This is a genomic window from Mesorhizobium sp. M1A.F.Ca.IN.022.07.1.1 (genome assembly GCF_003997575.1).
Classification (GTDB): Bacteria; Pseudomonadota; Alphaproteobacteria; order Rhizobiales; family Rhizobiaceae; genus Mesorhizobium.
This window is the reverse complement of sequence record NZ_RZST01000183.1, coordinates 1-11,819: the sequence shown is the minus strand read 5'-3', so window position 1 is coordinate 11,819 and position 11,819 is coordinate 1. Positions and strand designations below refer to the sequence as shown.

Genomic DNA, 11,819 nt, shown 5'->3' with positions numbered 1-11,819 from the left:
GTCCCCACGCCGCCGCCGTTTCCCGACCCAAAACCGATGCGCGAACCGGATCCGGAGAGGCTGCCGGACGAGGAACCCGTTCCCAATCCGGATGAGAACGACGTGCCTCCCAAGCACTCGGGTGCGCTCGGTGCAGGGGCTACGAAGCCATATCGGTGCAGGATCGATGAGGCCGCCATCGGGCGCTCGACTGATTCGCGACACGTCGGCCGGTCGCGCCGCCGCGCATTGTAAAGCGGATTGATCTAAAGCACCAAGCCGGCGTCTATTCAAACCGCGCCGGCGTCCAGGCTCCTCCGGCCGCGTTCGACTCCACTGCCGCCGCCAGGAACTTCACACCACGAGCGCCGTCGACGACGTCCGGCACCTGCGCCGCGCGCGCAACGTCGACCGCAGCGCCCGCTCGATGCGCGCGGATGATGTCGGCGGCATCGCGGTAGAAATTGGGGAAGGCCTCGATATAGCCCTCGGGATGCGCCGCCGGCATGCGCGAGACGCGCCGGGCTTCCGCCGTCGAGCCGTGGCCGCCGCGCACCAGCGTGCGTGCCTCCTCGCCATACGGCGCGAAGCGCAGTTCCTCCGGCCGCGTGCCCGACCATTCGAGCCCGGCCCGGTCGCCATAGATGCGCACCGAGAGATCGTTGTAGTGGCCGGGCCAAGTCTGGCTGGCGAGGATGGTGCCGCGCGCCCCGCCGGTCCAGCGCACCAGGACATGCGCGTTGTCGTCGAGGCGACGACCTGGCACGGCGGTGAAAAGGTCCGCCGATACGGCGTCAGCCTCGAAGCCGGAGATGAAGCTCGCCAGGTTGAAGGCGTGCACGCCGATGTCGGCAAGCACCGCCGATTGCCCGGCGCGCGCAGGGTCGGTGCGCCATTCGGCCTGCTTCTGGCCTTGCGCGTCGATCGGCTGCGTCAGCCAGTCCTGGATGTAGGCACCGTGCACGGACAGGATGCGGCCGAGTTCGCCCGCTGCCACCATTTCGCGCGCCTGCCGCGCCATGGCGTAACCGGTGTTGTTCAACGTGACTAGGAAGCGGCGCTTCTTGGCCTTCGTCAACGCCACCAACGCCTCAGCCTCGGCAAGCGTCGTCGACAGCGGCTTGTCGCAGATGACGTCGATGCCGGATCTCGGCGGCCGATGCCGCGGCGTTTTCGGCATCCGAGGACAGCGCACCCGCCACCAGCGCGATCTGGTCTTCGAGCCGCATGGCCAACCGATGAACCGCGCCGATGAAGGCGTTGCGACCGCCGCCGACCATGCCGACCGTCAGGCCTTTGCGTAGGGTTCCGTCAGCGGTTGCGTAGACCATGGTTCGAGTCCTCCCGGATGCCTCCAACGCAGGGATTATAGGAGGCGCCTCGCCAATTTCGAACAGCTTTTCCAAATTTTGTTTTGTAAAATGATCGTGCCGCACTAGCCTTATGCGAGACCGGTGGAGGAGGGTTCGAATGGTGAAGCGTCGCATGGCTACCCGCCGGCTTGTCCAGGCGATGGAAGCAAGACAATCGCTTCAGGTTTTGAATTCTCCCCTTTCTCCAACCGTCGACAATTGGCGATCTTCACCGCAAGTTCGGGGCGCCTCACGTACAACAGCTCAAATCCGGCCCATCTGATGAGCGGCGCACGAACCTCACCCGGCGAGAGCGTTACCCGGAAACGCGGCCGTTCGCTGGCGGCACTTGGCCACACGAAACCACAAACCTATGAGGAGCTGCGCGCGGTGCTCTCCTCCGGCACCGTGCATTTCCCGAAAAGGATGCGCCAGGTCGCCATCTTCCTATGGCAGCATCCGAGCGACGTTGCGCTTGGCACCATCGCCCAGGTGGCGGCGCAGGCAGGCGTGCAGCCCTCGACGCTGGTACGCTTCGCGCAGATCTTCGGCTATGCCGGCTTTTCCGACTTCCAGGGCCTGTTCAAGGACCACATGAAAGGCTCCTGGCCGGAAGGACGCACGCGCGACAACAAGGGACCGGCAGCAGCCGAACCCCACGCCGACTTGCATTTCCTCAACGGCATGGTCGGCGCCTCGCAGGCTTCGCTCAACCGCATCGGCAATGGCTTCGACACCGACAGGCTCGACAAGATGGCCGACTTGCTGGCGGGAGCCGAGCTGATCTATGTCATCGGCAGCAAGCGCGCTTTCCCGGTCACCACCTATCTGTCGCTGACGCTGTCGCAACAGGGCGTGCGCAACGTGTTGGTCGACAATGTCGGCTCGACCGCGCTCGATCAGGTCGGCTGCATAAGCCAGCGCGACGCGGTGCTCGCCGTTTCCTTCAGCCCTTACAACTCGATTACGCCAGACCTGGTCGCCCTCGCCCATGATCGCGGAGCACGCATCGTCGCCATCACCGACAGCACCTTCTCACCGCTGGTGAAACTCTCCGACACCTGGCTGGAAGTGGTGGAACAGGACTTCGCAGGCTTCCGCTCGCTCGCCGCTTCGCTCGCCGTCGGCATGGCTTTGGTCCACGGCGTCGTCGCGCGGCGGACAGGTTGATCGGCGCAGTTGACTGCAAGGAACTGTCGTTCCATATTCGAGAAAATAGAAACTTTGTTCCGGGAGGAGGAATGGAGGTTCGGCTCGACGGCAAGGTCTTGTTGATCACCGGTTCGACCCAAGGCATCGGCCGCGCGATTGCCTGGACGGCCGCCCGTTCCGGCGCCGAAGGTTTGCTGATCACCGGCCGCAACCGGCAGCGCGGCGACGCGGTCGCGGCGGAACTGTCGGCGATCGGGGCGCCGTCCGCTTTCCTGGCAGCCGACCTCGGCGTCCCGGAGACTCCGGCCCTGCTCGCCGCCGCATGCACCGAGCGCTTCGGCCGCATCGACGGGCTGGTCAATGCAGGGGCTCTGACCGACCGGGCCTCCTTCGTCGATGCCGGCCTCGACGACTGGACATCATTGTTCGCCGTCAATGCGCGTGCGCCTTTCTTCCTGATGCAGGCGGCGATCGCCGACATGAAAAAGCGCGGACAAGGCGGCGCCGTCGTCAACATCCTGTCGATCAATGCGCATTGCGGCGCGCCGGATCTCGCCGTCTATTCCGCCACCAAGGGCGCCCTGGCGACGCTGACCAAGAATGCCGCCAACGCGCACCGCTTCGATCGCATCCGCGTCAACGGCATCAATGTCGGCTGGACCGACACGCCCGCCGAACGCGTCATGCAGGCCGAAACGCTCGGCCACGGCCCGGGCTGGCTAGACGCGGCCAATGCCGCGCAGCCCTTCGGCCGGCTACTCTCCGTTACCGACGTAGCGAACCTCGCCGTCTTCCTGCTCTCCGACGCGGCCGGGCCGATGACCGGCGCGCTGATCGACCAGGAGCAATGGGTGATCGGAGCGAACCGGTGAGCATCTCACCCTCCGCCAATCTCGGCCCCGCCCTGCTCGGCGGCCTGCCGCCTGAAGTCCGCAAACCGGCTTACGCTCGCTCGGCGCTGCGGCCGGGCATTGCCCATATCGGCGTCGGCGCCTTTCACCGCTGCCACCAGGCCGAATACACCGATGACCTCCTGGCGGATGATTTCGACCGCTGGGGGCTCGTCGGCATCAACATCCGGCCTCCCGTGCTCGCCGCGACGCTCGGCCGGCAGGACGGCCTCTACACGCGGCTCATCCGTCAGAACAACGAGGTCGAGGCCCGCGTCATCGGCAGCATCGCCCGTGTGGTCGACAGCCAGCACAGCGCCGCGCCCGCACTCGAGGTGCTCGCCTCGCCCGATATCGAGATGGTCACGATGACGGTGACCGAAAAGGGCTATTGCCACATCCCGTCGAGCGGCGCGCTCGACCTAGACCATCCCGACATTGTCCGCGACCTCGCCAACCCCGAGGCCCCGCGCAGCGTGCCCGGCATCCTGGCACGAGCGCTTGAGCTGCGCATGGGCTCGCATGGCCGCCCGGTGACGCTGCTTTCCTGCGACAACATCCCGGCCAACGGCACTATCCTCGGCAATGTCGTGCGGACATTCGCCGAGCGGCGCGGCAACGGCTTGGCGGACTGGATCGCCGCCAACGTCGCCTTCCCCTCGGCCATGGTCGACCGCATCGCGCCGGCAACGACCGAGGACGATATCGAGACGGTCGAGCAGCGCTTCGGCTATCGCGACAGCGCCGTCGTCGTCGGCGAGCGCTTTCGGCAATGGGTGATCGAGAACCGCTTCGCCGGCCGCGTGCCGCGCTGGGACCGCATCGGCGCCGCTTTCGTAGACGACGTCACGCCGTTCGAGCATCTCAAGATGCGGGTGCTGAACGGCGCCCAGACGACGCTCAGCTATCTTGGCGTTTTGGGCAGCTTCGAGCACACATCGGACGCCATGGCCGACCCGTTACTTGCCACCTTCGTCCGCCGCATGCTGACGGAAGAGACGCTGCCGACGCTGATGCCCGTGCCCGGCATCTCGCCGTCGGCCTATGTCGAGCAAAGCCTTTCGCGCCTCGCCAACACGGCGATCCGCCACCGCAATCACCAGATTGCTACCGACGGCTCGCAGAAGATCGTCCAGCGCCTGCTCAACCCGGTCAGTGATCGCCTGGCTAAGGGCCAAAGCAGCGCGCTGCTGTCGGTTCCGATCGCGGGCTGGATGGCCTATCTGATCAAGGCATCGTCGCGCTTCGGCCGCGCCTGGCAGGTGTCCGATCCTTTTGCCGAAAAGATTGCGGCCATCGCCGACCGCGTTGGTTCGGACAGCAAGGCCCTTGCCAATGCAATCCTTGCCATCGAAGCCATCTTTCATCCGTCACTTGCCGCCAGCGACGTGTTCCATGCAAATGTCGTCACCAGCCTCGATGGTTTGCTGTCAGATGATCCGATGGCCTTTGTCAGACATGTGTGCGCTGACCCAACAGACGGACGGTTGAAGCGACCAGCACGATCTGCATAGTACGAAGCGGGAGGCATCATGAAGCTTGGACTGCTCACGGCACCATTTCCGGATATTGCTCTCGGCGATGTCGCCGACTGGGCGAACTCGGCCGGCTTCGAAGCGCTCGAGATCGCCTGCTGGCCGAAGACTTCGGGCGCCAGCCGCCGCTATGCCGGCACCAGCCATATCGACGCCGCCGGCACCTCCCCCGCGCAAGCCAAGGACATTGCCGCCGAGCTCGCCGGCAAGGGCCTGACGATCTCCGGTCTCGGTTTCTATCCCAATCCGTTGCATCCCGATCAGGCGCATCGCGATGCGGTGATCGATCACCTGAAGAAGGTGATCGTGCTGGCAAGCCGAATCGGTGTCTCGCTCGTCAACACCTTCTGCGGCGGCGACGCCTCGAAGACTGTCGACGACAACTGGCAGGCCGCGCAGAAAATCTGGCCCGCGATCATCGCCCACGCGCGCGAGCACGGCGTCAAGCTCGCCTTCGAGAACTGCCCGATGATCTTCAGCTATGACGAATGGCCGGGCGGACACAACATCGCCTATTCGCCCTATGTCTGGCGCCGGATTCTCGAGGCCTGGGGCGGCGACGTCGGCATGAATTTCGACCCCTCGCATCTCGTCTGGCAGATGATCGACAAGGAACGCTTCATCCGCGAGTTCGGCCCGCACATGCTGCATGTGCATGCCAAGGACCTGATGATCGATCATGATGGTTTGTATGAGCGCGGGATCCTTTCCGCAGGCATAGGCTGGCAGGTGCCACGCATGCCGGGGCTTGGCGACATCAACTGGAGCAGCATCTTTTCGGGCCTTTACCGGGCCGGATATGACGGGCCGGTGGTCATCGAGCATGAGGACCGCCGGTTCGAGGGAAGCGACGAGAAGGTCAAGCGCGGTTTCCTGCTGGCTCGCGACGTGCTGCGCCCCTTCGTCAAATGAGGGGACAAACGGCTAGGCTTCGATCGCTTCGCAGCCCAGGAACTGAAATCAATGTGGAGGAGTACTGAAATGAAGAAATACTTGACCATGGCCCCACTGCTTGCCGGCGCCGCCTTGCTTGCCTCGGTGGGCGTGTCGTCCGCCGAAGGCAAATACACGATCGGCATCTCCAACACCGTGCAGGGCAATGGCTGGCGTGAGGAAATGATCTGCGCCATGAAGGCCCAGGCGCTCGCCTCCGGCGAAGTGGCGAAGCTCAACATCGCCCACCGCAACACCGACGCCGCCGGCCAGCTCGAGGACATCCGCAATCTGATCAGCGCCAAGGTAAACGCCATCGTCGTCAACCCGGCCGATCCGGCCGGCATCAAGGCCGGTCTGGAGGAAGCCACCAAGGCCGGTATCGTCGTTGTCGCTGTCGACCAGGCGGTGACCGAGCCGTCCGCATACATCATCTCCAACAACCAGGAACAGTATGCCTATCTCGGCGCCAAGTGGCTGTTCCAGCAGATGGGCGGCAAGGGCGAGGTGCTGTACATGCGCGGCGCCGCCGGTGCTTCCGCCGACAGCGACCGCGACAAGGGCTTCAAGAAGGCGCTGGCCGAATTCCCCGACGTGAAGATCGCGCAGGAAGTCTTCACCGGCTGGCAGCAGGACCAGGCCAAGCAGCAGATCCTGTCCTTCCTCGCCACCGGAACGCCGATCAACGGCATTTGGACCTCCGGCATCGACAACGTCATCGTCGACGCTCTGGTCGAGCAGCAGGCGCCGATGGTGCCGGTTGTCGGCGCCGACAATGCCGGCTTCGTCGGCCAGTTGAACACGGTCAAGGGTCTGGTCGGCGCTGCCGTCACCAATCCCGGCTCGATCGGCGGCGCCGGCGTCACGCTCGCACTGCAGATCCTCGACGGCAAGAAGCCGGCGCAGCAAACCGTTCTGGTCGAGCCGCAGCTCTGGGAAAATGTCACGGAGGAAGGCAAGGCCAAGCTGAAGGCGGCCGCCGATCCGTCGCTCAGCCCCGAATGGCCGGTCTCGATCTCTATCCCGGACTGGACCACCTACACCAAGGAGCAGATCGTCGCCTGCAAGGGTCCGGGCGAATAGTCGCCTGAGCGACTTCAACTCCGCAGATTTCGCAAAAAGCATCCTACGGTTTTTGCGATAAGGAACTGCGGCAGATAAGGTCGCCGGGACGGCAGGTGCGAACCTGCCGTCCTTGGCGCTTGATGCGAGAACGCTGGTTTTGACGACGAACGAATTGCCGAACAATACATTGCTGGACGCCACCGGCGTGGCGAAGAATTACGGCGCGGTGTCGGCGCTGCGTGACGCATCGTTATCGGTGCTGCCGGGCGAAGTGCATGCGCTGATGGGCGCCAACGGCGCCGGCAAGTCGACCCTTGTTAAGATCCTGACTGGTGCGATCCCGGCGGATGCCGGCCGCATCCTGATCCGCGGCGAAGCTCGCGATGTCCGCTCTCCAGCCGCCGCGCGTCGCGCCGGCCTGCTGCCGGTCTACCAGGAACCGGCGCTGATCCCTGACCTCGATGTGCTTTCCAATCTCAGGCTCACTGGCACGCCGGTCGAGCCGTTCCGCGCCTGGGTGCGCGAGCTCGGCATTCCGAACCTCGACATGCGCGAGACCGCGCGCGACATTCCGCTGGCCGTCCTGCGTGTGCTCGACCTAGCGCGCGCGCTCGCCGCCGAGCCCGACGTTCTGCTGCTCGACGAGATGACGGCCGCGCTGCCCGCCAACCTTGCCGAAAAAGTGCTGGAAGTCGTGCGCCGCCAGGGCGACAGCGGCCGCTCGGTCATCTTCATCTCGCACCGTTTCGTCGAGATCTCGGCGCTGTGCGACCGAGCCACAGTGCTGCGCGACGGCGCAACCGTCGGCGTGGTCGACATCGAGCCCGGCGTCGAGGAAAAGATCGTCGAGATGATGCTTGGCGCCCGTATCGAGAAGACCAGCGTCGCCGCGGCGCGCACGGCAAGCGAAGCGCCGGTCGTGAGGGACAGCCACCCTCGGCTTTCGGTCCGCAACCTGCAGCTCGGCACGAAGCTGCATGACGTCTCTTTCGATCTCGCCAATGGCGAGGTGGCCGGCGTCGTCGCGCTCGAGGGCCAGGGCCAGGACGAGCTCTTCGCCGCCCTTGCCGGCTCGATCCGCCCGGCCGGCGGCACGATCGCCGTCGATGGCGCGCCGGTGAAGTTCTTCCATCCAAGCGATGCCATCCAGGCCGGCCTCGCCTACGTGCCGGGTGACCGCACAGAGGCTTTAGCCATGCAGCGTTCGGTGCGCGAGAACATCGCGCTGCCTTTCAGCGCTGCGCTGCGCAAATGGGGACCGATCAAGGTGCGCCGGGAGCATATGGTGGTTTCAAGCGCTATCGCCCGGCTGCAGATCGACACCCGCGCGCAGGGCGAGGTCCAGCGCCTTTCCGGCGGCAACCAGCAGAAGGTGACGATTGCCCGCTGGATCGCGGCAGATGCCCGCACCATCCTCTGCTTCGACCCGACGCGCGGCATCGATGTCGGCACCAAGCAGGAAATCTACAAATTGCTGCGCGAGCTCGCCGGCCTCGGCAAATCGGTCCTCTTCTACACATCCGAGCTGGAGGAAGTGCAGCGTGTCTGCGACCGCGTCATCGTCATCTTCGGCGGCCGTGTCGTCGACACCTTCCCGGTCGAGCTCGCCGACGAGCCGGCTCTGATGCGGGCCGCCTACGGCCTGTCGCGCGGCGCCAGGGCGGATGTCGGCATCCTTGCCGATGTCAGGCCAACGTCCGACGCGGAGACCACGCCATGATGCGCTTTCTGCGCCGCCAGGGCTGGGTCGCCGGCCTGCTCGCCCTGCTCGTATTCCTGTTCGTCGTCACCAAGCTGATCCAGCCGGGCTACGGCAGCGGCGACTTCGGCTCGCTGGCGCGGGCGGTTCTCCCCTACGCCTTCGCCGTCGCGGCGCAGACTGTGGTGGTCATCGCCGGCGGCATCGACCTATCGGTGGCCGCCATGATGGCGCTGACCAGCGTCACCGCCGCCTCGATGATGAACGGCGCCAGCGAGGAATATGCGTACCTCGTCGTGCCCTTCGTGCTGGCCATGGGCCTTGTGCTCGGCGCGCTGAACGGCCTCCTGATCGTCGTGACCCGAGTGCCGGATATCGTGGTTACTTTGGCCACGCTATTCGTCCTGCAAGGCGCGGCGCTCCTGGTGCTTGACGCGCCCGGCGGCGCAGCCGCCGAGTGGCTGAAGGCCACCGTCGTCGGCACCATGCCGATCCCCGGCCTGCCGGATTGGGCCGATGCCTGGGTCCCGAAGGCGCTGGTGCTGCTGCTTGTCTGCCTCTTCGTCATCTGGATCCCGCTCAGGCGCTCGCGGCTTGGCCTCTCCATCTACGCCATCGGCAGCAACGAGCTCGCCGCCTTCCGCAGCGGCGTGCCGGTGGCCCGCACCAGGATCGTCGCTTACGCGCTCTCCGGCCTGTTCGCAGCACTTGGCGGGCTGTCGCTCACCATCAGCACCGGCATCGGCGCGCCGATCCCCGGTCCCTATCTGCTGGCCAGCGTCGCGGCGGTGGTGCTGGGCGGCGTCGCGCTCGGTGGCGGCAAGGGTGGGCTGCTCGGGCCGATCATCGCCGTCTTCGTGCTCAGGCTGGTGCGCACCGACCTGACGCTTCTGGCCATCGATCCCAACGTCACGGCCATCATCGAGGGCGCGATCATGGTCGCCGTGGTGATGTTCGGCGCCTTCATCACCATCCGGGGCCGCCCGGCAGGAGCAACACCATGACGAACAGCGCGACCATGCCCCAGCCGGTCTCGCTCGGCCGCCGCCTGAAGCGCTTCATGGCGGACCGGCCGCTCATTCCCCTGATCATCCTGCTCGTCATACTGGTGCTGATCCTGCAGGTTCTTCGCCCCGGGATCGTCAACGAGCGCTGGATCGCCAACACCGCCAAGTTCGCCATTCCGCTGGCAATCCTCGCCGGTTGTCAGACCATGACGATGCTCACCGGCGGCATCGACCTCTCGGTAGGCACGGTGGCGACGATGAGCGCCTTCATCATGGCGACGCAAATCGTCAACCAGGATCCGACGGTGGCTTTCATCCTCGTCATGCTGCCGGCGGTGCTAATCGGCCTCGTCAACGGCGTCGGCGTCGGCGTCTTCCGCGTCCATCCGCTGATCATGACGCTCGGCACCAGCCTGATCGGCACCGGCTTCCTGCAGGTCTACCAGCGCACCGTGATCGCCTCCGGCGCCAAGATTCCGGATTTCCTCAACTGGCTCGGCACCGGTCTCACCTACGGCTTCCCCAACGCGCTCTTCCTGTTCGTGCCGGTGGCGGTGCTGATCGTCTTCACCTTGAACCGTACAGGCTTCGGCCGCCTCCTCTACGCCGTCGGCGACAATGAGCGCGCTGCACGGCTTTCGGGCGTCCGCTACTGGCAGGTGATCACGGCGCTCTATGTCATCTCCAGCCTGCTCGCCGGCATCACCGGCCTGCTCTATATCGGCCTGATCAAGGCACCCTCGCTGTCGCTCGCCGAGCCGCTGGTGCTGCCTTCGGTGGCTGCCGCCGTCATCGGCGGCACCTCGATCTTCGGCGGCCGCGGCGGCTATATGGGAACCATTGTTGGCGCGCTGATCCTGACCGTGCTGACGACGCTGCTCACCATCCTGCATATGCCCGAAGGCGGCCGCCGCATCCTCTTCGGTTTCATCGTGCTGTGCGTGACCGCGGCCTATTTGAGGATCATCGAGGACAGGTAACAGGGGAAGCTATGCCGAGGCGTTGATTAGCTTGCCGCGCGCTGCGGCATGTATGGCCACAACAAGGTCTTTTTCGTCGAACGGCTTGCCGACGAGCGCGACATCGAGGGGGCGCTCCACGATTTTCTCCGCATCCGCATAGCCGGTGATCATAACCGCGGGCCAGCCGGCACGCAAATTGCGGGCAAACCGGATCACGTCTATGCCCGAGATAAGGGGCATGGCAAAGTCGGTGACGATCACGTCGAATCGATCCGGCTCTCTCTCAATGGCGGCAAGCGCTTCGGCTCCGCCGGAGGCTCCTACGACCTCGAAGCCGGACTGCCTGAGCGACATGGCCGTCATTTCTCTCAAGGAGTGGCTGTCATCGATGAGCAGAACGGTCAGTGATCGTTCGCCAACCGCCGTGGCGCGCTCCGCGTCGGCAGCCTCGACAGCCTCTGCCCCGGCAACAGCGATAGCCTCGGTGACATCCTGCGGCTGATTGGATCGGGGCAGCCACAGTTCTATGATGGTGCCGCGGTCCACCTCGCTCTCTATCCTGAGCGTGCCGCCCGACTGCTTGGCGAAACCATAGACGGTGCTGAGACCCAGCCCCGTGCCCTTCCCGATCGGCTTGGTTGTAAAGAACGGCTCGACCACCTTGCCTATCATGTCGCCGGCAATTCCGGTCCCGGTGTCCTCGACAGCGACCACCACATAGTCGCCGGCCGGCAGTTCGTCGCCCGCGTGGCCGACGCTGCGGTTGCTCGTTCGGACGAGAACCGTGCCTCCCGAAGGCATTGCGTCTCGCGCATTGAAGATGAGGTTCATCAAGGCGAGCTCGAGCTGCGCCGCATCCACATACACGGGCCATGTGTCGTCACTCACCAGCCACTTGAAGCGCACGAGGCCTCCAAGGACAGGGGCAACCAACCCGTTCATCGTATCCCCAAGGCTCGACAAGGGTACTGCCACGGGCTTCAGGTCCTGGCGTCGCGAAAAAGCGAGCATGCGCTGGACGAGATCCCTGCCTTGCCCGGCGGAGCGGCGTGTCATGTCGAGGATCTTGGTAGCGTTGCCGTCCAGCGTCAGCTGTCGCTCGAGCAGGCTTAGGCCGGAAAGGATCGCCGCGAGGAGGTTGTTGAAGTCATGGGCGAGTCCGCCGGTCAGTTTGCCGATCGCATCGAGCCGCTGCGACTGCAGCAGCTGGCTCTCCAGGCGGCGTTGCTCTGTTATGTCTTGCAT

10 protein-coding genes and 1 pseudogene are annotated in these 11,819 nt (G+C 65.1%); 9 read left to right on the top strand and 2 right to left on the bottom strand.

Annotated elements, in window-relative coordinates; all coding sequences use genetic code 11:
* Positions 1-234: hypothetical protein (locus tag EOA75_RS34540; protein ID WP_127324969.1), on the top strand; the 234-nt coding region annotated here is incomplete at its 5' end.
* 31 nt (positions 235-265) lie between these two features.
* Here the strand turns inward: EOA75_RS34540 and EOA75_RS19940 are convergent.
* Positions 266-1,310 (bottom strand): annotated as a pseudogene (locus EOA75_RS19940) (Gfo/Idh/MocA family oxidoreductase).
* A 303-nt stretch (positions 1,311-1,613) separates the two neighbouring features.
* On the opposite strand from EOA75_RS19940, the gene EOA75_RS19935 reads away from it, so the two are divergent.
* The 8 genes from EOA75_RS19935 (at position 1,614) to EOA75_RS19900 (ending at position 10,592) form a co-directional block, all read left to right on the top strand.
* Positions 1,614-2,501, top strand: coding sequence for a MurR/RpiR family transcriptional regulator (locus EOA75_RS19935; protein WP_127213970.1), 888 nt, complete (start codon positions 1,614-1,616; stop codon positions 2,499-2,501).
* A 71-nt stretch (positions 2,502-2,572) separates the two neighbouring features.
* Positions 2,573-3,355 (top strand): SDR family oxidoreductase, encoded by a 783-nt coding sequence (locus tag EOA75_RS19930; RefSeq protein WP_095823471.1) that lies wholly within the window; start codon positions 2,573-2,575, stop codon positions 3,353-3,355.
* A complete protein-coding gene (locus tag EOA75_RS19925) occupies positions 3,352-4,887 on the top strand; it encodes a mannitol dehydrogenase family protein (RefSeq protein WP_245466686.1) in 1,536 nt (511 codons plus the stop codon). Before EOA75_RS19930 ends, EOA75_RS19925 begins: the two co-directional genes overlap by 4 nt.
* 18 nt (positions 4,888-4,905) lie before the next feature.
* Positions 4,906-5,820 carry a sugar phosphate isomerase/epimerase gene (locus EOA75_RS19920; RefSeq protein ID WP_095783498.1) on the top strand — a complete coding sequence of 305 codons (915 nt, stop codon included), beginning with the start codon at positions 4,906-4,908 and terminating at the stop codon, positions 5,818-5,820.
* A 69-nt stretch (positions 5,821-5,889) separates the two neighbouring features.
* Positions 5,890-6,924: an ABC transporter substrate-binding protein gene (locus EOA75_RS19915; RefSeq protein WP_127324967.1), complete on the top strand. Its 1,035-nt coding sequence runs from the start codon at positions 5,890-5,892 to the stop codon at positions 6,922-6,924.
* Positions 6,925-7,078: 154 nt separating this feature from the next.
* The gene (locus tag EOA75_RS19910) at positions 7,079-8,626 is read left to right on the top strand and encodes a sugar ABC transporter ATP-binding protein (RefSeq protein WP_127324970.1); all 1,548 of its coding nucleotides are present in this window, start codon (positions 7,079-7,081) and stop codon (positions 8,624-8,626) included.
* On the top strand, positions 8,623-9,609 hold the full coding sequence (locus EOA75_RS19905; RefSeq protein ID WP_127324966.1) for an ABC transporter permease: 987 nt from the start codon (positions 8,623-8,625) through the stop codon (positions 9,607-9,609). Before EOA75_RS19910 ends, EOA75_RS19905 begins: the two co-directional genes overlap by 4 nt.
* Positions 9,606-10,592 carry an ABC transporter permease gene (locus EOA75_RS19900; protein ID WP_127324965.1) on the top strand — a complete coding sequence of 329 codons (987 nt, stop codon included), beginning with the start codon at positions 9,606-9,608 and terminating at the stop codon, positions 10,590-10,592. Before EOA75_RS19905 ends, EOA75_RS19900 begins: the two co-directional genes overlap by 4 nt.
* 9 nt (positions 10,593-10,601) lie before the next feature.
* On the opposite strand, the gene EOA75_RS19895 is transcribed toward EOA75_RS19900, so the two are convergent.
* A complete protein-coding gene (locus tag EOA75_RS19895) occupies positions 10,602-11,819 on the bottom strand; it encodes an ATP-binding protein (protein WP_127324964.1) in 1,218 nt (405 codons plus the stop codon).

Bases quoted from the DNA above. Each gene is read 5' to 3' on its own strand.
- EOA75_RS19920 (WP_095783498.1), top strand. From the start codon at position 4,906: ATGAAGCTTGGACTGCTCACGGCACCATTTCCGGATATTGCTCTCGGC.
- EOA75_RS19915 (WP_127324967.1), top strand. From the start codon at position 5,890: ATGAAGAAATACTTGACCATGGCCCCACTGCTTGCCGGCGCCGCCTTG.
- EOA75_RS19935 (WP_127213970.1), top strand. From the start codon at position 1,614: ATGAGCGGCGCACGAACCTCACCCGGCGAGAGCGTTACCCGGAAACGC.
- EOA75_RS19895 (WP_127324964.1), bottom strand. From the start codon at position 11,819: ATGCAAGACATAACAGAGCAACGCCGCCTGGAGAGCCAGCTGCTGCAG.
- EOA75_RS19900 (WP_127324965.1), top strand. From the start codon at position 9,606: ATGACGAACAGCGCGACCATGCCCCAGCCGGTCTCGCTCGGCCGCCGC.
- EOA75_RS19905 (WP_127324966.1), top strand. From the start codon at position 8,623: ATGATGCGCTTTCTGCGCCGCCAGGGCTGGGTCGCCGGCCTGCTCGCC.
- EOA75_RS19930 (WP_095823471.1), top strand. From the start codon at position 2,573: ATGGAGGTTCGGCTCGACGGCAAGGTCTTGTTGATCACCGGTTCGACC.